The organism is Pseudomonas sp. HMWF032 (genome assembly GCF_003060885.1).
Classification (GTDB): Bacteria; Pseudomonadota; Gammaproteobacteria; order Pseudomonadales; family Pseudomonadaceae; genus Aquipseudomonas.
In genome coordinates this window covers 13,922-33,074 of record NZ_QAIG01000012.1, presented here as the reverse complement: position 1 = coordinate 33,074, position 19,153 = coordinate 13,922, and the positions used below count along the sequence as shown (strand labels likewise).

General features: G+C 59.4%; 16 protein-coding genes, 3 tRNA genes and 1 pseudogene. 2 read left to right on the top strand and 18 right to left on the bottom strand.

Annotated elements, in window-relative coordinates; genetic code table 11:
* Positions 1-51: 51 nt before the first annotated feature.
* On the bottom strand, positions 52-888 hold the full coding sequence (phnC, locus tag DBR00_RS16085) for a phosphonate ABC transporter ATP-binding protein (protein WP_108488105.1): 837 nt from the start codon (positions 886-888) through the stop codon (positions 52-54).
* 393 nt (positions 889-1,281) lie between these two features.
* Here phnC and DBR00_RS16080 point away from each other — a divergent pair, with 393 nt between their 5' ends.
* Positions 1,282-1,602 (top strand): Arc family DNA-binding protein, encoded by a 321-nt coding sequence (locus DBR00_RS16080; protein WP_108488106.1) that lies wholly within the window; start codon positions 1,282-1,284, stop codon positions 1,600-1,602.
* Positions 1,603-1,816: 214 nt separating this feature from the next.
* On the opposite strand, the pseudogene DBR00_RS21150 reads toward DBR00_RS16080, so the two are convergent.
* The 3 genes and pseudogenes from DBR00_RS21150 to mgtE form a co-directional block, all read right to left on the bottom strand.
* A pseudogene (locus tag DBR00_RS21150) lies at positions 1,817-2,104 on the bottom strand (oxaloacetate decarboxylase); the annotation flags it as partial.
* Positions 2,105-2,108: 4 nt separating this feature from the next.
* Entirely contained in the window at positions 2,109-2,399 is a 291-nt protein-coding gene (locus DBR00_RS21525) for an OadG family transporter subunit (protein WP_371920670.1), read from the bottom strand.
* A gap of 99 nt (positions 2,400-2,498) precedes the next feature.
* Positions 2,499-3,941, bottom strand: a complete 1,443-nt coding sequence (gene mgtE / locus DBR00_RS16065) for a magnesium transporter (protein ID WP_108488108.1) — start codon at positions 3,939-3,941, stop codon at positions 2,499-2,501.
* Between the two features lie 324 nt (positions 3,942-4,265).
* Here mgtE and DBR00_RS16060 point away from each other — a divergent pair, with 324 nt between their 5' ends.
* The gene (locus tag DBR00_RS16060) at positions 4,266-4,763 is read left to right on the top strand and encodes a DUF4124 domain-containing protein (RefSeq protein ID WP_108488109.1); all 498 of its coding nucleotides are present in this window, start codon (positions 4,266-4,268) and stop codon (positions 4,761-4,763) included.
* 119 nt (positions 4,764-4,882) lie between these two features.
* On the opposite strand, the gene DBR00_RS16055 is transcribed toward DBR00_RS16060, so the two are convergent.
* The 14 genes from DBR00_RS16055 to DBR00_RS15990 all read right to left on the bottom strand — a co-directional run bounded on the left by DBR00_RS16055 (position 4,883) and on the right by DBR00_RS15990 (position 18,833).
* Positions 4,883-4,959: transfer RNA gene (locus tag DBR00_RS16055), tRNA-Arg, on the bottom strand.
* 68 nt (positions 4,960-5,027) lie between these two features.
* Positions 5,028-5,104, bottom strand: a tRNA-Arg gene (locus DBR00_RS16050).
* Positions 5,105-5,209: 105 nt separating this feature from the next.
* Positions 5,210-5,300: transfer RNA gene (locus tag DBR00_RS16045), tRNA-Ser, on the bottom strand.
* Between the two features lie 61 nt (positions 5,301-5,361).
* The gene (csrA, locus tag DBR00_RS16040; RefSeq protein ID WP_025165378.1) at positions 5,362-5,547 is read right to left on the bottom strand and encodes a carbon storage regulator CsrA; all 186 of its coding nucleotides are present in this window, start codon (positions 5,545-5,547) and stop codon (positions 5,362-5,364) included.
* A gap of 188 nt (positions 5,548-5,735) precedes the next feature.
* Complete coding sequence (locus DBR00_RS16035; protein ID WP_108488110.1) at positions 5,736-6,974, bottom strand: aspartate kinase; 1,239 nt, start codon at positions 6,972-6,974, stop codon at positions 5,736-5,738.
* 114 nt (positions 6,975-7,088) lie between these two features.
* On the bottom strand, positions 7,089-9,713 hold the full coding sequence (gene alaS, locus DBR00_RS16030; protein ID WP_108488111.1) for an alanine--tRNA ligase: 2,625 nt from the start codon (positions 9,711-9,713) through the stop codon (positions 7,089-7,091).
* 121 nt (positions 9,714-9,834) lie between these two features.
* Positions 9,835-10,839: a low-specificity L-threonine aldolase gene (gene ltaE, locus DBR00_RS16025; RefSeq protein WP_108488112.1), complete on the bottom strand. Its 1,005-nt coding sequence runs from the start codon at positions 10,837-10,839 to the stop codon at positions 9,835-9,837.
* A 114-nt stretch (positions 10,840-10,953) separates the two neighbouring features.
* On the bottom strand, positions 10,954-11,964 hold the full coding sequence (astE, locus tag DBR00_RS16020; protein WP_108488113.1) for a succinylglutamate desuccinylase: 1,011 nt from the start codon (positions 11,962-11,964) through the stop codon (positions 10,954-10,956).
* Between the two features lie 153 nt (positions 11,965-12,117).
* A complete protein-coding gene (locus DBR00_RS16015; RefSeq protein WP_108488114.1) occupies positions 12,118-12,402 on the bottom strand; it encodes a topoisomerase II in 285 nt (94 codons plus the stop codon).
* Between the two features lie 80 nt (positions 12,403-12,482).
* Positions 12,483-13,832: an N-succinylarginine dihydrolase gene (gene astB / locus DBR00_RS16010; RefSeq protein ID WP_108488115.1), complete on the bottom strand. Its 1,350-nt coding sequence runs from the start codon at positions 13,830-13,832 to the stop codon at positions 12,483-12,485.
* Positions 13,829-15,292, bottom strand: a complete 1,464-nt coding sequence (astD, locus tag DBR00_RS16005; protein WP_108488116.1) for a succinylglutamate-semialdehyde dehydrogenase — start codon at positions 15,290-15,292, stop codon at positions 13,829-13,831. The genes astB and astD overlap by 4 nt, the downstream gene beginning before the upstream one ends.
* 75 nt (positions 15,293-15,367) lie before the next feature.
* On the bottom strand, positions 15,368-16,384 hold the full coding sequence (gene astA / locus DBR00_RS16000; protein WP_108488117.1) for an arginine N-succinyltransferase: 1,017 nt from the start codon (positions 16,382-16,384) through the stop codon (positions 15,368-15,370).
* Between the two features lie 11 nt (positions 16,385-16,395).
* Positions 16,396-17,424 (bottom strand): arginine/ornithine succinyltransferase subunit alpha, encoded by a 1,029-nt coding sequence (gene aruF / locus DBR00_RS15995; protein WP_108488118.1) that lies wholly within the window; start codon positions 17,422-17,424, stop codon positions 16,396-16,398.
* A gap of 173 nt (positions 17,425-17,597) precedes the next feature.
* A complete protein-coding gene (locus DBR00_RS15990; RefSeq protein WP_108488119.1) occupies positions 17,598-18,833 on the bottom strand; it encodes an aspartate aminotransferase family protein in 1,236 nt (411 codons plus the stop codon).
* Positions 18,834-19,153: the final 320 nt, after the last annotated feature.

Here is a 19,153-nt window from a genome sequence, read left to right as displayed (position 1 = left end):
AAGCACTCCTAGTGCAGATGGACATACAGGGGTTGGAGAAACAGGAAGCACTCAGGCTTTAGCCAGAGTCAGTGGGGCTTTGGCCTTGCGCGAACGCTTCGACTTTTCAGCGACTTGCGACTCGGCGATCAACTCTGCCCCGTACAGATCGTTAAGGAAGTTGGCATGCAACTCGCCGGCGGCACCGTCGTAATGAATACGCCCCGCCTTCAACGCCACGGCGCGCTGGCAGTAGCGCATGGCGTAATCAACCTGATGCAGGGTGACCACCACCGTAGTGCCGTCTTCACGGTTGATGTCGGCCAGAATCTGCATGACCTTGCGCGCGGACTCAGGGTCCAGCGAGGCAATCGGCTCATCGGCCAGAATTACCTTGGCGCGCTGACACAGAGCGCGGGCAATCGCTACACGCTGCTGCTGACCACCGGACAAGGTTGAGGCGCGCTGCTGCGCCAGGTCAGCCAGCCCAACGCGGGCCAGCGCCTGCAGCGCACGCTGTTTCTCTTCGGCATTGAACAAACCGAAACTGCCGCGCCAGCGCGGCATACGCCCTAAACAGCCGAGCAGCACGTTCTGCAGCACGCTGAGGCGGCCGACCAGATTGAACTGCTGGAAGATGTAGCCAATATCGGCGCGCAAACGACGGACTTCGCCATTCAGCCGGCCGGCGGCCTGTACCTCACGCCCCAACACTTGGATGCTGCCGCCACCTGCACGGTCGCAACAGGCCAGGCCGGCAACATGACGCAGTAAGGTCGACTTACCAGAACCCGAGGCTCCGATCAGCGCCACCATTTCACCGGGCTCGACGGACAGCGCCAGATCGAACAGCGCCTGCTTGCGACCGAACGTCTTATTCAGGTTTTCAACCCGGATCACCGCGCTCATCGAATGCCTCCTTTTTATTAGCGTTTACACCGCGACCGTAAGCCGCTTTCTGGTGTAGACCAAGGTAGGCAAATCCTGTGTCAGAGCGATTAATGAGCCGTGACACTTGAGTGACCATTGCTTGAAGCTTTTCCTGCAAAAAAATTAGCGTGTGTTTTTTGCAGGGTGCAGCGCATTTCTGATAGCCGGTGCTGGCAAAACGCCTTTACTCGACGCAAAATTACGGCACGTTATTGACGCCAAAATAACGACTCATAGACTGACAAGTCACTTCGCGATTCAAATGGCTTTCTGGCTGAACGGTTAGTGCTAAAGATGGTCAAACCGGTGACAATCCTATAGCCCATTGCCAGTATCGCTTTCCTGAACTAACCGGTTTAATGTACGCGCCCTATGAAACCAGCACTCTATTCCAGCCGTACCGCTGACAAGTTCGTAGTTCGTCTGCCTGATGGCATGCGCGAACGTATTGCGGATGTCGCACGTAACCATCACCGCAGCATGAATTCGGAGATCATTGCTCGCCTTGAGCAGAGCATGCTCCAGGAAAGCACACTGGGTGACGAACTCAACATGCGCCTGGACAGCCCCGAGCTGTCGCTGCATGAACGCGAGTTGCTGCAACGTTTCCGCCAGCTGTCGCGGCGCCAGCAAAATGCCCTGGTGGCATTGATTGCTCACGACGCAGAGATGGCCAACGAAGAAGACGCCTGATGCGCTGTACAGTAAAAAACCGGCTTAGGCCGGTTTTTTACTGCAACTAAAACGGCATTCGCCCTATTCCGGCTGTGGTACACCTCAGAGAGGTCACACCCAGAACGGCAAGCCAATAAAAAACCGCCTCTAGGGCGGTTTTTTATTGGCTATTCCTATCAACCGACAAAGCTGAGTAATACCCCTGCGGCCACCGCAGCAGCCTATTGGTACCGCCACCAACAGCCTTGAACCCTTCGATGTCGTCGTTGACTTGCACCACATAGGACCTGCCAACCACTTCAACGGTGTAGACCTCAGGCTTGCTGGCCTCACGAGCGGGCACTTCCTTGCCTGCCGGCACCGGCTCGAGCACCGCCGGATTACCACGGTTTTACAGAAATTCCAGGCCGATCTGCGGGAACAGGGCGTAGGTAAGAACATCGTCGATTTCATCGGCAGCGAGCTTGATGCCCCTCTCTTTGGCAATACCTTCGAGCTCAGCAGCCAGCTTTTCCATTCCGGTATCAAGCATATAGGCTGGTAACAGCTTCAGCGCCATCGAACAGCCTGGCCAACGGTGACGAAGACTGCACAACTGGCGTCGGCACAGCAAACTGCGCAATAACCCACGACATCACGCGGGTCATCAAGACCAGCAGCACTAAGAAGAGAAACACAAAACCCATACCGAACAGCATGAACTCGACACCCCCGAACAGGAGTTCACTGAGAGTGATATGGGCTCCATTATCAGCATCGGATGATGCTGATTTAATTATTAGAAAAGGGGCGCTCTGGAAACCATAGTCGAACAAAGGTGACGAGCCTTAGCCTGATATGGGCGCGTGAAGCAAACCTGCCTGGCTGGATGGAACATTGCTATCAAGAATGCACCACTCCAGCCAGTGATCGAATCAGAGCAGAAACAAACTGGCCAGCCCCAGGAAGATAAAGAAGCCGCCGCTGTCGGTGACCGCCGTGATCATCACACTGGCACCCATGGCCGGATCCCGCCCCATACGCACCAGCGTCATGGGAATCAGCACCCCCATCAACGCCGCCAACAACAGGTTGAGGGTCATCGCAGCAGTCATCACCACCCCCAGCGACCAGCTGTCATACAACAGAAATGCCACAACACCGATCACCCCACCCCAGATCAAGCCGTTGATCAGCCCCACACCCAGCTCCTTGCGAATCAGACGTCCGGTATTGCCAGTACTGACCTGATCCAGCGCCATGGCGCGAACGATCATGGTGATGGTCTGGTTACCGGAGTTACCGCCAATGCCCGCAACAATCGGCATCAGCGCCGCCAGCGCCACCAGCTTCTCAATAGAGCCTTCAAACAGACCAATCACCCGCGACGCCATAAAGGCTGTAACCAGGTTGATGGCCAGCCAGGCCCAGCGGTTGCGTAGGGATTTCCACACCGAGGCGAAAATGTCTTCCTCCTCGCGCAGACCGGCCATATTGAGGACTTCGCTTTCGCTTTCCTCACGAATCAGGTCGACCATCTCGTCAATGGTCAGACGGCCGATCAACTTGCCGTTCTTGTCCACCACGGGAGAGGAAATCAGGTCATAGCGTTCGAATGCCTGCGCCGCATCATAGGCGTCTTCGTCTGGATGGAAACTCACCGGATCAGTGGCCATGACTTCACTGACCAGCTTGTCCGGATCATTGACCAGCAGCCGCTTGACCGGCAGCACACCCTTGAGCACCCCGTCGTAATCAACTACGAACAGCTTGTCGGTATGCCCCGGCAGCTCCTTGAGACGACGCAGGTAGCGCAGCACCACTTCCAGGCTGACATCCTCCCGGATGGTGACCATCTCGAAGTCCATTAGTGCGCCGACCTGATCGTCATCGTAGGACAGCGCCGAACGCACACGCTCACGCTGCTGGGCGTCGAGGGTTTCCATCAGCTCATGGACAACATCACGCGGCAGCTCGGAGGCCAGGTCAGCCAGCTCGTCGGCGTCCATTTCCTTGGCCGCCGCGAGAATTTCATGGTCATCCATGTCGGCGAGCAGGGTTTCGCGCACCGCATCGGACACTTCAAGAAGAATGTCGCCGTCGCGCTCAACCTTGACCAACTGCCAGACAGTCAGGCGATCGCCCAAGGGCAAGGCTTCGAGAATATGAGCAACGTCAGCGGAGTGCAGCTCATCAAGCTTGCGCTGCAATTCGGCGAGATTTTGCCGGTGCACCAGGTTTTCCACCCGGTCGTGGTGTAAGCCTTCCTGACGATGAGTCAGGTCTTCCACCACTTTGTGGCGATGCAACAGTTCGACCACCTGAGCCAGGCGGACCTGCAGACTTTCTTGCGGTTTTTTTGCTTCTACTTCAGTCATGGCATGCTCCACCCCCAGCGGCAGCGCACGCCACAGAGGGTCAATCAGTCAACACGTGATTGCACAATCGAGATTCAGAGTAACTACTGGGTAAGTCCATGGTGGTTTTCCACAAGCCCCGGCGGGGCTGACACGCAAATGATACCACCGCCAAAGCGCTTTGCATGTGACAAAAACAATCCTAGAACAAGCGCTTGCAAGACAAACTTGAGTACGCGTGTACATATCTGTAGCTGCGACGAGCCGCACATTGCACAAGGCACGCCTGGCGATCACAAAGGTATCGGCTACCCTTCTGAACTGAACCGTCATGGAGGACGTACGATGCGAGGACTGCATTACGCAGCTTGCTGCGCCATTCTGCTTTGCCCATTGAGCACGCTCGGCTCAACTGTATACCGCTGCGAAGATGCCAAGGGGCATATCACTTTCACCCGCCAGGGTTGCCCTGCTAGCCACCAGCAAAGCCTGCAGCAGGCTTATAACCCCACACCCGGCAGCGGCAAACCGGTGCCACTGGCCAAACCACAAAAAAGCAACCACAACAGCAAGAAGACCGATAAGCAGGAGCTGGCGGTGGTCGGCGTCAAGGAGGACGCTTGCGGCAACCAACTAAGCAGCAGTGAGCGCCGCGCCGCGATCATCAAACAGCAGATCCGCACGGGCATGAGTCGCGCCGATGTGGAAAGCAGCCTGGGCAGACCCGACAAGGTCAGCGAACACAACGGTCAGACGCGTTATGTCTATCAGGGCAAGAAAGGGAACAAGCGCAATGTCAGTTTCGATGAAGCCGGCTGCGTCAAAGGCAAAACCAAACGCTGAAGCCTGCAGAGCACATGGCCGGAAAACACACTCATCACCGCGTCACACAACCTGACAAATAGCCCGGTAAAAACCTGGGCAATAAAAAAGGGCCTGCATCACTGCAGGCCCTTCTTGTGTGGCGGACTCAGGAGGATTCGAACCTCCGACCGCTCGGTTCGTAGCCGAGTACTCTATCCAGCTGAGCTATGAGTCCATTTGGCGTTTTTTATACCAGATCACCACTGGTTGCCCGAATCATCCGCAGTGCAGATGTTTCGTATATGGCGGACTCAGGAGGATTCGAACCTCCGACCGCTCGGTTCGTAGCCGAGTACTCTATCCAGCTGAGCTATGAGTCCGTATAGCGTGCGCATTATAAGGAGTCGATTTTCATAATCAAGCATTAAATCGAATAGTTTCAATAACTTATCGCTTTAACGCAACACTACCTACAACACTAAATATGGCGGAGAAGGGGGGATTCGAACCCCCGACACCCTTTTGAGGTGTACTCCCTTAGCAGGGGAGCGCCTTCGGCCACTCGGCCACCTCTCCGCAACACGGGGCGCATGATAACCATGTTTTCCCCGTTTGCAAAGCCAAAATTTCAATAAAATTAGTGGCTTGGTTCCTCACCCTTCTCTTTCTGGATGCGCTGGTAAATTTCCTCACGGTGCACAGCGACTTCTTTAGGCGCGTTAACGCCTATGCGCACCTGATTACCTTTAACGCCCAACACGGTGACAGTGACTTCGTCACCCACCATCAGGGTCTCTCCGACCCGGCGAGTCAGAATCAGCATTCCTTTCTCCTTACGGATATCAGTTCAATACAGCAGCAGTCTGCAAAAAAGAAAATGGTGGCAGCCCCGAATATCTCAAGCAGAGCCTTCACCCAAGTATTGACCAGTGTGAGCAGAAAGAAAGTTCCTGCTCATGCCAACCAAAAAGACAAAAGGCGCGGGATAAACCGCGCCTTTCGGATAATGCCTCAGTCGCCCTGACGGGCCGGGGCATCCAGTTCAAAAGCAGTGTGCAGGGCGCGCACCGCCAACTCCAGATATTTCTCCTCGATTACCACGGAGACTTTGATTTCCGAGGTCGAGATCATCTGGATATTGATATTTTCCTTGGCCAGCGCTTCGAACATGCGGCTGGCGACGCCGGCGTGGGAACGCATGCCGACACCCACAATGGACACCTTGGCGATCTTGGTGTCGCCAATCACTTCGCGCGCACCCAGTTCGCGAGCGGTGTTTTCCAACACTTCGAACGCCGCGGTGTAGTCATTGCGGTGTACGGTGAAGGTGAAATCGGTGGTGTTATCGTGCGAAACGTTCTGCACGATCATGTCGACTTCGATGTTCGCGGCACTGATCGGGCCGAGGATCTTGAACGCCACGCCCGGGATGTCCGGTACGCCACGGACAGTCAGCTTGGCTTCGTCGCGGTTAAAAGCGATGCCGGAGATAATCGGCTGTTCCATGGATGCCTCTTCATCAAGGGTAATGAGGGTGCCCGGCCCCTCTTGGAAGCTGTGCAGCACGCGCAGCGGGACGTTGTACTTGCCGGCGAATTCCACCGAACGAATCTGCAGTACCTTGGAGCCGAGGCTGGCCATTTCCAGCATCTCTTCGAAGGTGATTTTTTCCAGGCGCTGAGCCTGCGGCACTACACGCGGGTCGGTGGTGTACACACCATCAACGTCGGTGTAGATCTGACACTCATCGGCCTTCAGCGCAGCAGCCAGCGCCACACCGGTGGTGTCTGAACCACCACGACCCAGCGTGGTGATATTGCCGTGCTCGTCGACACCCTGGAAACCGGCGACCACCACCACACGACCGGCCTTGAGGTCGGCACGCAGTTTCTGGTCATCGATCTGCAGGATGCGCGCCTTGTTGTGCGCACTATCGGTCAGGATGCGCACCTGGTTGCCGGTATAGGACACCGCCGGCACGCCAATCTTGATCAGCGCCATGGCCAGCAGGGCAATCGTCACCTGCTCGCCGGTAGAGACCATCACGTCAAGTTCACGCGGTACCGGCTGACCATCACTGACCTGTTTGGCCAGATCGATCAGGCGATTGGTTTCACCGCTCATGGCGGAAACCACAACCACAATATCATCGCCGTTTTCGCGGAATTTCTTCACCTTCGCGGCCACCTGCTGAATACGCTCAACAGTGCCGACGGAGGTGCCGCCAAATTTCTGTACGATCAAAGCCATTTCAAAGCCGCCTCAGCCCGTGAAGGGCGCCCATTAAACAGATAACTCAAAACCCTGCCAAGGCCCGCCGGGCGTATGCCGGACCTTGCTCTGTACACTCAAGCAATCCGCTACTTACAGACCTTGCTCAGCAAAAGTAACAGCCAGCGCCAACGCACCATCCAGTGCAGCCGCATCGACACCACCGCCTTGAGCCATGTCCGGACGACCGCCGCCCTTGCCGCCGACAGCAGCAGCAGCCTGCTTCATCAGCTCGCCGGCCTTCAGCTTGGCGGTCAGATCCTGCGTTACACCAGCCACCAGCACGACCTTGTCCTCCTGCACGCCGCCGAGCAGGATCACCGCGCTGCCGAGCTTGTTCTTCAGCTGATCGACCATCGCCAGCAGCGCCTTGCCATCCAGGCCGTCGAGACGCGCAGTCAGCACCTTGATGCCTTTGACGTCGACAGCCGAACCCGCCAGGTCATTACCCGCCGCGCTGGCGGCCTTGGCCTTGAGCTGCTCCAGTTCTTTCTCCAGCTGACGGTTGCGCTCCAGCACACCGGCGAGCTTGTCCAGCAGGTTGTCACGGCTGCCCTTGACCAGCGCCGCCGCTTCTTTCAGCTGTTCTTCCGCACCATTGAGGTAGGCAAAAGCGGCTGCGCCGGTGACCGCTTCAATTCGGCGCACGCCAGCCGCCACACCGCTTTCGCTGATGATTTTGAACACGCCGATATCGCCTGTGCGCTTGGCGTGGGTACCGCCGCAGAGTTCAACGGAGAAGTCGCCGCCCATGCTCAGCACGCGCACCTGATCACCGTACTTCTCACCGAACAGCGCCATGGCCCCTTTGGCCTTGGCCGTTTCGATGTCGGTCTCCAGGGTTTCAACTTCGCTGTTGCCGCGCACTTCACGGTTGACGATGCTCTCCAGTTCTTTCAGCTGCGCTGGAGTGATCGCCTCAAAGTGGCTGAAATCAAAACGCAGACGCTGACTGTCGACCAGCGAGCCCTTCTGGGTCACGTGCTCACCGAGCACCTGACGCAGGGCCGCGTGCAGCAAGTGAGTCGCAGAGTGATTGAGCGCAGTGGCCTGACGCACGCTGGCGTCGACTTCGGCCTTGACCGAGGTGCCGACACTCAAGCCGCCTTTGAGCGCAACCCCGTGGTGCAGGAACGCGCCGCCAGCCTTGGTGGTATCGCGCACATCGAAACGCACGCCTGCACCTTCAAGAAAGCCGCAGTCACCGACCTGACCACCGGATTCGGCATAGAACGGCGTCTGATCGAGGACCACAACGCCCTCCTCGCCCTCACTCAGACTGTCGACGGCCTGACCGGCCTTGAACAGCGCAATGATCTTGCCGCTGCCACTGGTGCCCTGGTAACCAAGGAACGCGGTGTCGCTATCAACCTTGACCAGGCTGTTGTAGTCCATGCCGAAGGCGCTGGCAGAGCGGGCGCGCTTGCGCTGCTCTTCCATTTCGCGCTCGAAGCCTTCTTCATCCAGGGTCAACTCACGCTCACGGGCGATGTCGCCGGTGAGGTCCATCGGGAAGCCGAAGGTGTCGTACAACTTGAAGATCACTTCACCCGGAATCACCGTGCCTTTCAACTCGGCCAAGTCTTGTTCAAGAATCTTCAAGCCCTGCTCCAGGGTCTTGGCGAACTGCTCTTCTTCGGTTTTCAGCACGCGCTCGATATGCGCCTGCTGCTGTTTCAGCTCAGGGAAGGCATCGCCCATCTCGGCCACCAGCGCGGCAACGATCTGATAGAAGAAGCTGCCCTTGGCGCCCAGTTTGTTACCGTGACGGCAGGCGCGACGGATAATACGGCGCAGCACGTAGCCACGCCCCTCATTGGACGGCGTCACGCCATCCGCGATCAGGAAGCCGCACGAGCGGATATGGTCAGCGACCACTTTCAGCGACGCCTGGCCTTCGTTGGCGCAACCGATGGCCTTGGCCGCCGCGTTCAGCAGGCTCTGGAACAGGTCAATCTCGTAGTTCGAATTGACGTGTTGCAGCACGGCGCTGATGCGCTCCAGGCCCATGCCGGTGTCCACGCTCGGTGCCGGCAGCGGGTGCAGCACGCCATCGGCAGTACGGTTGAACTGCATGAACACGTTGTTCCAGATTTCGATGTAGCGATCACCGTCCTCTTCCGGGCTGCCGGGTGGACCGCCCCAGATGTGATCGCCGTGATCGAAGAAAATCTCGGTGCACGGGCCGCACGGGCCTGTGTCGCCCATGGTCCAGAAGTTGTCGGACGCGTACGGCGCACCTTTGTTGTCGCCGATGCGGATCATGCGCTCGACCGGAACGCCGATTTCCTTGTTCCAGATATCAAAGGCTTCATCGTCGGTGGCGTAGACGGTGACCCAGAGTTTTTCCTTGGGCAGGTTCAGCCAGTTTTCGCCAGTGAGGAACTCCCAGGCGAAGTGAATGGCGTCGCGCTTGAAATAGTCGCCAAAGCTGAAGTTGCCGAGCATTTCGAAGAAGGTGTGGTGACGTGCGGTGTAACCGACGTTTTCCAGGTCGTTGTGCTTGCCGCCGGCACGCACGCACTTCTGGCTGGTGGCGGCGCGGGTGTAGGCGCGCTTTTCCAGGCCGAGGAAGCAATCCTTGAACTGGTTCATCCCTGCGTTGGTGAACAGCAGGGTCGGGTCATTGCCCGGAATCAGGGAGCTGGAGGCGACACGGGTGTGTCCCTTCTGTTCGAAGAAGCTGAGGAAGGCTTCACGGATTTCTGCGCTTTTCATAGGAATCTTCCAAAAACCAGCGGCCACGACAAAGCCGGCAAAGGGCCGCATTATATCGGGCCTGCGCTAGGGGGCTAGTGCCTTTATTGATAGAGGGCGACTATTCATCGCCCCAAGACAATCAATTCCGGCGAAATTCGGCGAAGGCTGCGACCACCTGATCGATATCCGCCGCAGCAATATCCAGGTGAGTGACCATGCGCAGCCGTGGTGCGGCGGTGAGTTTGATCCCGCGCGCGGCGCAGAAGGCCTTCAGCGCGCCAGCCTGCTCGCCGACCTGGGCGTAGACCATATTGGTCTGCACCGGCTCCACTGCATAACCCAGCTCGCGCAAGCCGGCAGCCAATCGCTCGGCGTTGGCGTGATCCTCGGCCAGGCGCGCCACCTGATGTTGCAAGGCATACAAACCGGCGGCTGCGAGCATACCGGCCTGACGCATACCACCGCCGACCATCTTGCGCAGCCGTCGCGCCTTGCCGATCAGCTCGGCTGAGCCGCACAGCACAGAGCCAATCGGCGCGCCGAGACCTTTGGACAAGCACACCGACACTGAATCGAAGTACTGCGTGATGTCACGCGCTGGCACGCCCAACTTGACCGCCGCGTTGTACAACCGCGCGCCATCCAGGTGCAGGGCCAGCCCGCGCCGTTTGGTCAGCTCGCGCGCCGCCTGCAGATAGGCCTGCGGCAGCACCTTGCCCTGCATGGTGTTTTCCAGTGCCAGCAAGCGGGTACGGGCGAAGTGGAAGTCATCCTGCTTGATGGCGGCTTCGACCTTGGCCAAATCCAACGAGCCATCCGCTTCGCCGTCAATCGGCTGCGGCTGGATCGAACCGAGCACCGCCGCGCCGCCACCTTCGTACTTATAGGTATGCGCCTGCTGGCCGACGATGTATTCGTCACCGCGCGCGCAATGGGCCATCAATCCGAGCAAATTACTCATGGTGCCAGTGGGCACGAACAGCGCCGCCTCGAAGCCCAGCTCAGCCGCCAGATACTGCTCCAGGTGATTGACCGTAGGGTCTTCGCCATACACGTCATCGCCCAGCGCGGCGGCTTGCATGGCCTCGCGCATACCTGGAGTCGGCTGGGTGACGGTGTCGCTGCGCAGGTCGATAACGGGCATGGCGGGCAGTCCTTAAATGAGGCTAAAGCCCGATGCTAAAGCGCGCCCACAAGGCAAACAAGGTACAGATCAGGCGATAAACCGCAGGACAGATTACGAGCCAGCCGAGTTAACTCAGGCCAACTGCACGTCTTCGGCGGGAACGATCAGGATGCCGGCGCGCAGTCCGTTCTTGACCTTGGGGTTGGGGAAGATGATGCGTGCACCCGGCTCATCTACCACCCAGCGGGTATCGGCCAGATCCTCGGCCAGCAAGTAGCCCTGCGGCAGTTCGCTGAAGTTCTCGATGTCGGCCGGCAAGTGCAGTTTGAAGGCGTCGCTGTGCTTGATCACTTCGCGCGCTACGGCAAATAACTTCAGCTCGCCCAGATCATCAGTGACACCTTCGGGCTCGCGGCCTTCGATCAGGGCCCGCAGATGCTGTTCAAGCAGATCGAGGTTAACCAACTCGTTCTGCCCAAACGGCCGCGCCTTACCCAGTTCCAGGGTGAAGGCTTCCGCCCCAAGCTGGGTATAGGTGTAGGCGCTGAAGGTAATCGAGCTTTTATTGTGCAACAGCACCGCCTCAATCCCGGCAGCGCTCAGGCGCGCCAGTTCGCGCTGACTGCGTGGGCGGCCTTCCTGAAACGGGTAGAGGGCGAACTGCTCGATTTTTGACCCGCGAATCGCCGTGTGCAGGTCGTAATGCAGACGGGTGCGCTCCGGCTTGCTGAAGAAGGCTGCAGCCATATGTTCCAAATCGCAAGCACGCAACGCTTCAGCACCGGTGTGCTGATCGTGGCGGCCGTTGAACAGGCGGTTGATGTCCTGCTCGATATAGCGCTCACCGCTGCGCATGGCGGCGGGGTTACCGAACAGAAAGAGAATCCGCGCGCGAGGCTTCAACTGGCTGCGGGCAATGCCTTGCAGCAGGCGGTCAAGCAATTCAATCGGCGCGGTTTCATTGCCATGGAGACCGGCAGACAGCAGCAGATCCAGGCCATTGTCGCTGGCCACCGGCGGCGTTATTTCCAACGCGCCTTCGGCCAGCCAACGCAAACGCGTGCCCTCGGGGGTCAGCTGAATCTTCGCTGCCGGTTCGTGGCCAGCCAGGGTCAGTTCAAGCAGTTTACCGAGGGCAAGCATGGGCGTTTCCTCTGAACGTGTTTACGACCTCGCGAGCTAGAGCCATACAAGGCAAGATCAGGCGAAGAAGCGAAGTTTACGAGCTGTAAATGAGCATTCCGAGCCTGCTTTTAACGCAGCAGGGCTGACGCGCAGCAGACCGTAAACAGGTTCTCAGTGGTTGCAGTCTGGGCCATGCACGTGGCCGTCTTCGTCAGTCAGATCAGCCGCTTCCATTTCCAGCTCCAGGCTGACCAGATTGGTGGCCAACGGACGCAGCAGCAGGTTGGCGTACTCGGTGTCGCCCTCCTCCACGTCCACACCAATCATCAGTTGGCCATTACCGACCTGCTGAATCCAGATTTCCTTACCCTGCCAGACCACGGCAAACCGTGTGCAGGAAGTTTCCAGCTGGGTGCCGTCAGTGTCCTCGAGTATCAGTTGCAGGGCGTCGCTCATAAAATCTCCACAATGTTTTACGTAGGGTGGATGTCGCTTTTACATCCACCGGTGGATCGATAAGACGTGACCCACCCTACTCAAGCTAATTGGAATGGATAAACCGCGCCCAGTTTAAGGATCTGCGTCAGTTCGTCCAAGGCCGCGCGGCATTCGTTAAGCAATTGTGGGTCAGCCAGATCGTTTTCGCTCAAGCGATCACGGTAGTGCTTGTCGACCCAGACGTTGAGGCTGTCGTGCAGCGTCGGGGTCATGATCACACCCTGATTGACCGCCGCCAGTTCGTGCTCCTTGAGCGCCACGCGCAGGCGCAGGCAAGCCGGGCCACCGCCGTTCTGCATGCTCTGCTTGAGGTCGAAGACCTTGACCTCGCGAATCGGCCCATTACCGCTGGTCAGTTGCTCCAGGTAGCGCCAAACGTTGCCGTTGTTGCGGCACTCTTCCGGCACGATCAGCAGCATGCCGCCCTCGGCGCGGTTGAGCAGCTGGCTGTTGAACAGGTAGGACTTGACCGCATCCTCCACTGTCACCGCATCACGCGGCACGCACACCGCCTGGAAGTTGCCGCCACGGCGGGCGAGCTTATCGCTCAGCTCAGCCAGCACCTTGTCGGTGTCGAGGAAGGCGTCCTGGTGATAGAACAGCACCTCGCCATTGCCCACGGCGATCACGTCGTTGTGGAACACGCCCTGATCAATCACCGCTGGCGTTTGCTGGGCGTAGACCACACCGTCATCGTTCAGGCCATGCAGACGGGCCACCGCCTGCGAGGCTTCCAGGGTCTGCCGCGCCGGGTAACGCTGCGGTGCCGGGAAGCGACTGTCGAAGGCACTGCGGCCAAAGACGAAGAACTCCACACCGGCATCGCCGTAGCCTTTGCAGAAGCGTGTGTGGTTGGCCGCGCCTTCATCGCCGAACTGAGCGACAGCCGGCAATGCGGCGTGGTGAGCAAAGTGCTGCTCATTGGCGAACATCGCGCTGAGCACCCGACTGGTGGTCGGGTGCTCGATCGAGCGATGGAATTTGCAATTGAGGTTGGCGGCGGTGAAATGCACGCGACCATCGGCCGTATCCGCACTCGGGCTGACAGTGCAGGCGTTGGCCGTCCACATGCTCGACGCCGAGCAGCTGGCCACCAGCAGTGGCATGGCGTCTTTCGCGGCGTTCTGGATCACCTGCGCGTCGGTGCCGGTAAAACCCAGGCTGCGCAGCACGGCGATATTCGGACGCTCCTGCGGGGCCAGTACACCCTGCTTGAAGCCCATGTCCATCAGGGCCTTCATCTTGGCCAGGCCCTGCTTGGCGGCTTCTTTCGGATTGGACGCGGCCTGGCTGTTGCTCTGCGAAGCGACGTTGCCGTAGGACAGCCCGCCGTAGTTGTGAGTCGGCCCGACCAGTCCGTCGAAATTCACTTCATATGAGTTGCTCACAGACTTACTCCGGGTGTCAGGGTGGCGGGCAGGCTCAGGCTGTCGGATTCCAGCGAGGCCACCGGGTAGGCACAATAGTCGGCTGCGTAATAGGCACTGGCGCGGTGGTTGCCAGAAGCCCCCACACCGCCGAAGGGCGCGGTGCTGGCGGCACCGGTCAGCTGCTTATTCCAGTTGACGATACCGGCGCGACTGTGCAGCCAGAACTCTTCGTAGCGCGCCTTGGAGTCGGACAACAGGCCAGCGGCCAGACCGTACTGGGTGTTGTTGGCCTCAACGATGGCCGCATCGAAATCGGCGTAGCGAATCACCTGCAACAACGGGCCAAAGAACTCTTCATCCGGACGATTGGCGACCTCGGTCACATCGATAATCCCAGGCGTGAGCAGGGCGGCACCGGCCAACGGCTGAGTCATTTCCAACAGTGGATTGGCGCCCTGAGCCAGCAAGTGCTGCTGCGCCTTGAGCAGGTGCTGTGCGGCGGTCAGGGAAATCACCGAGCCCATAAAGGGCGCAGGCTGAGCATCGAAGCTACCGACCTTGATACTGGCGGCAACCTCCACCAGGCGCTCCAGCAGGCTATCGCCCCACGCGCCTTGCGGCACCAGCAGGCGGCGTGCGCAGGTGCAGCGCTGGCCGGCGGAAATAAACGCCGATTGGATAATGGTGTACACCGCCGCATTGAGGTCAGCAACCTGATCCACCAGCAGCGGGTTATTGCCGCCCATTTCCAGGGCGAGGATCTTGTCCGGGCGACCGGCGAACTGGTTGTGCAGCAGGTTGCCGGTGCGGCTGGAGCCGGTGAAGAACAAGCCGTCGATACCGTCATGCGCGGCCAGCGCCACGCCAGTTTCGCGCGCACCCTGCACCAGGTTGAGCACGCCCGCCGGCAGACCGGCTTCGATCCAGCACTTGACGGTCAGCTCGGCGACTTTCGGCGTCAGCTCGCTGGGTTTGAACACCACGCAATTACCTGCCAGCAGCGCCGGCACGATATGCCCGTTAGGCAGGTGACCCGGGAAGTTGTAAGGGCCGAAGACTGCGACCACGCCATGCGGCTTGTGCCGTAGCACAGCAGTGGCATCAGCCAGCGGGCCGCTCTTCTCACCGGTACGTTCGCGGTAGCTCTGAATCGAGATGGCAACCTTGTTGACCATGCTGGTGACTTCGGTGGCGGTTTCCCACAGCGGTTTGCCGGTTTCCTCGCCAATGCAGTGGCCAAGCGCCTCAGCATGCTGTTTGAGGGTGGCAGCAAACTGTTCGAGCACAACGATACGCTCATCCAGCGAGCGCGTAGCCCAGACCGGGAAGGCCGCGCGGGCAGCCTGCACGGCTGCATCCACCTGTTCTGACGTGGCAGCGCGTCCATGCCAGATGACTTCCTGGCTGACCGGATTGAGTGATTCCAGGGCTTCACCCTGACCCGCGATCCAACCACCGGCGATGTAATGAGTGCTCATCTTGTTTTATCACTCCCAGCAAGGTGTAGACCCGGCCTGCACCGGATCAGCAAATAGAGACAGCGGCGCCCAGGTCTAACCGCGAGCGGTAACCGCAACCGCACGTACCTGATCGCCCGCCGACAGCTGCAAGCGCTTGGCAGTCGGGGCATCGACCACCAGGGTGCCGGCGGCCAAACGCGCTGACGCTGCGGTAATCCGGCAGTCGTCGCGCTTGCGGTTGTGGATCAGGAATTGCGGGGCATCGTCGCCCGGGGTGCCAATCGCCAGGACCAGCACCTGGCTGTCCTGCACCGCGCGAATCTTCGCGGTTTCGGCTTCGATGGCCGGGCCGGCATCGAAGATATCGACATAGCCCTGGTAGCTGAAACCTTCGCCCTTGAGCATCGCCAGCGCCGGCTCGGTATCCGGGTGCACACGGCCGATGATGTTGCGCGCATCCTCCGAGAGGAAGCAGGTGTAGAGCGGAAACTTGGGCATCAGCTCGGCGATGAAGGCCTTGTTACCGACCCCAGTGAGGTAGTCAGCCTGGCTGAATTCCATCTTGAAGAAGTGTCGCCCCAGGCTTTCCCAGAACGGTGAACGGCCCTGCTCATCGGACATGCCGCGCATCTCGGCAATCACCTTGTCGCCGAACAGTTCACGGAATTCGGCGATAAACAGAAAGCGCGCCTTGGACAGCAAGCGACCATTCAGGCCGCTGCGCTGGTCGCTGCGCAGAAACAGCGAGCACAGCTCGGAGTTGCCGGTCAGGTCGTTGGCCAGGAACAGAGTGGGGATCTGCCGATGGATATTCAGCTCCTGCGAAGCGCTGACGGTCAGGCCAACCCGGTAGTTGTACCAGGGCTCACGCAGGCCCACGGCACCCGCGACGGCCGAGATACCCACCACTTCGCCGTTATCGTCTTCGAGCACGAACAGGTAATCGGCATCGGCCCGCGCGGCTTCGCCACGGAAGGTTTTCTCGGCCCAGCCCACGCGGTGCGCCAGGCGTTCCTCGTTGGCCGGTAAGGTGGTCAGGCCTGCGCCAGTACTGCGCGCCAGTTGCAACAGGGCCGGCAGATCAGTGCTGCGGACGGGACGAACGATCATGCGCTAACTCCTTAAACCGCAACCAGGCGTACGCTGACGCCATCGCCGACACCCAGGGCTTCGGCAACCGCCACACTGAGGGCCACTGGCTTACCCGGCACCCAATCCAGCTCCACCACCACCGCGCGAAAGTCCTGCAACTGGCCATTACAGACCAGGTACGGCCGCCCGCCTTTGATGGGCTCGTCTTTGTCGGCCGACAAACGCACAGGCACCACACGGCTTTGAGCAATCGAGCGAATACCCGAGGTGCGCGCGTGCAGGGTCGGGCCGCCGTCGAAAATATCGATGTAGTGGTCAGTTTCAAAGCCTTCGCGCATGAGGATGTCGAAGCTGATCTGCGCCCGCGGATGCACCTGACCCATGGCTTCCTGCGCCTCATCCGGCAGCAGCGGCACGTAGATCGGATAATGCGGCATCAACTCGGCCAGGAAGGTGCGGCTCTTCAACCCACACAGCCGTTCGGCCTCGGTGTAGTTCATGTCGAAGAAGTTGCGCCCCACCGCATCCCAGAACGGCGAATCGCCGGCCTCGTCGCTGTAACCCACGATCTCCACCACCAGCGCATCGGCAAAGCGCTCTGGGTGATTGGCGAGAAACAACAAACGGCCACGGGAATTGAGTTCCGACCAGGCGGTGTTCACCAAGGGCCGCTCGACGTAGAAACTGGTCAACAGGCTGTTGCCGGTCAGGTCGTGGCACAGCGAGAGCACGTGGATCTTGTTATGGATCTTCAGCTCGCGGGAGTTGTGCACAAAGGTTTCGTTACGGAAGCTGTAGAACGGCTCGGAGTAGCCGGCCGAGGCGACGATGCCGGAGCAACCTACCAGGCGACCGCTCTCAGTGTCCTCAAGAACGAAGAAGTAGCTTTCTTCACCGTTGAAGCTGACTTCGGCGGCAAACGAAGCCTCCGAGGCAGCAATTTTTTCACGCAGACGATCAGCGTCGTCCGGCAGTGAAGTCACACCAACCGGGCTGTCCGCGGCGAGACGCTGCACTTCAGTGAGGTCGGCCATTTGCGCGGGGCGCATCACCAGCATGGTGCCACTCCTTTTGATAAAAGCTCCAAGCAGCCCAAGCAGGGCGGCCTAGAGAAAACCGCAACAAACGCCGCGGCACACACAGAGACAGGCTTCCTTACTGTTAGCTCAACCCGTCCGTGGGTCGAGCAGGCGCGGCCTGAACCGCCGTAAACGGCAGGCCAGGCCGGCAATCAGGCTTGGACCAGCTTGGCGACAGCACGCTCAAAACGCGCCAGGCCCTCATCGATATCGGCATCTTCCACCACCAGGCTCGGAGCGAAACGCACCACGTCCGGGCTGGCCTGCAGCACCATCACACCTTCCACGGCCGCCGCGTCGAGAATTACCTTGGCCTTGCCTTTCCAGGCATCGGAGAGCACCGCACCGATCAGCAGACCGAGACCGCGTACGTCGCTGAACACGCCATACTGCTGGCCAATCTGCTCCAGCTTGGTTTTGAAACGCAGGTGCTTGGCCTTCACCCCGTTGAGTACCTGCGGAGTGTTGATGGTGTCGATCACCGCCTCGCCGACCGCACAGGCCAGCGGATTACCGCCGTAGGTGGTGCCGTGAGTGCCAACGGCCAAGTGTTTGGCCAATGCTTCGGTGGTCAGCATCGCGCCAATCGGGAAACCACCGCCCAGGCTCTTGGCGCTGGAAAGGATGTCCGGGGTCACGCCGTAATGCTGATAGGCGAACAACGCACCACTGCGACCCATGCCGCTCTGCACTTCGTCAAACACCAGTAGCGCATTGTGCTGATCGCACAACTCGCGAGCCGCTTGCAGGTAAGCCAGATCCGCCGGCAGCACACCGCCTTCACCCTGAATCGGCTCCAGCACCACGGCGCAGGTTTTGTCCGATACAGCCGCTTTCAGCGCGTCGATATCGTTATACGGAATGTGGCTGATGCCCTGAATCTTCGGGCCGAAACCATCGGAATACTTCGGCTGACCGCCGACGCTCACGGTAAACAGGGTGCGCCCGTGGAAGCTGTTGGTCGCGGCGATGATTTCGCACTTGTCTTCGCCGAACTTATCGAACGCCACGCGACGGGCCAGCTTGAACGCGGCCTCGTTGGCTTCGGCGCCGGAGTTACAGAAGAACACGCGCTCGGCGAAGGTGGCGTCGATTAGCTTCTTGGCCAGGCGCAGGGCCGGCTCGTTGGTGAACACGTTGGATACATGCCAGAGGTTGCCCGCCTGCTCGGTGAGCGCCTTGACCAGCGCCGGATGAGCGTGACCCAGTACGTTGACGGCAATACCGCCGGCAAAGTCGATCAGCTCGCGACCGCTTTGATCCCATACGCGCGAACCGGCGCCACGTACTGGAATAAAGGCAGCGGGTGCGTAGTTGGGCACCATCACCTGGTCGAAATCGGCGCGTTGTACCGGGTGACGATTCACCGGGTCGTGCTGAACGGACATCTGAGCTCTCCTGACGAGGAACACCTGCATTCAATAGCAGGCGATGTGAAGGATTGTAGGGACTGATCCGGGGCCGGCATTGCCGCCATGCGACAACTTCTTATAGCGCCAACCCGAGGAAATTCGCTGCTTTCGCAAATGCGACAGAAAGCATCGGGAAGGCGCAGTTTAAATGCAGCTAGCCGCCTTGGCGCGGTTTTATCGGCCACGCAGAAAAGGAATTTGGCCGCCACAACGACCAAGATCAAACCGGACACTAGGGCGTGGCTAAACAGGCCGTTGAAAAATGTAGCCGGGGCAGGCAAGACAAGGCACTACGT

Excerpts from the sequence above, each read along its gene's own strand:
- astD (WP_108488116.1), bottom strand. The coding sequence starts at position 15,292 with ATGAGCACTCATTACATCGCCGGTGGTTGGATCGCGGGTCAGGGTGAA.
- alaS (WP_108488111.1), bottom strand. The coding sequence starts at position 9,713 with ATGAAAAGCGCAGAAATCCGTGAAGCCTTCCTCAGCTTCTTCGAACAG.
- aruF (WP_108488118.1), bottom strand. The coding sequence starts at position 17,424 with ATGCTGGTGATGCGCCCCGCGCAAATGGCCGACCTCACTGAAGTGCAG.
- DBR00_RS16080 (WP_108488106.1), top strand. The coding sequence starts at position 1,282 with ATGAAACCAGCACTCTATTCCAGCCGTACCGCTGACAAGTTCGTAGTT.
- DBR00_RS15990 (WP_108488119.1), bottom strand. The coding sequence starts at position 18,833 with ATGTCCGTTCAGCACGACCCGGTGAATCGTCACCCGGTACAACGCGCC.
- DBR00_RS16015 (WP_108488114.1), bottom strand. The coding sequence starts at position 12,402 with ATGAGCGACGCCCTGCAACTGATACTCGAGGACACTGACGGCACCCAG.
- csrA (WP_025165378.1), bottom strand. The coding sequence starts at position 5,547 with ATGCTGATTCTGACTCGCCGGGTCGGAGAGACCCTGATGGTGGGTGAC.
- DBR00_RS16060 (WP_108488109.1), top strand. The coding sequence starts at position 4,266 with ATGCGAGGACTGCATTACGCAGCTTGCTGCGCCATTCTGCTTTGCCCA.
- ltaE (WP_108488112.1), bottom strand. The coding sequence starts at position 10,839 with ATGCCCGTTATCGACCTGCGCAGCGACACCGTCACCCAGCCGACTCCA.
- astA (WP_108488117.1), bottom strand. The coding sequence starts at position 16,384 with ATGATCGTTCGTCCCGTCCGCAGCACTGATCTGCCGGCCCTGTTGCAA.
- mgtE (WP_108488108.1), bottom strand. The coding sequence starts at position 3,941 with ATGACTGAAGTAGAAGCAAAAAAACCGCAAGAAAGTCTGCAGGTCCGC.
- DBR00_RS16035 (WP_108488110.1), bottom strand. The coding sequence starts at position 6,974 with ATGGCTTTGATCGTACAGAAATTTGGCGGCACCTCCGTCGGCACTGTT.
- astE (WP_108488113.1), bottom strand. The coding sequence starts at position 11,964 with ATGCTTGCCCTCGGTAAACTGCTTGAACTGACCCTGGCTGGCCACGAA.
- phnC (WP_108488105.1), bottom strand. The coding sequence starts at position 888 with ATGAGCGCGGTGATCCGGGTTGAAAACCTGAATAAGACGTTCGGTCGC.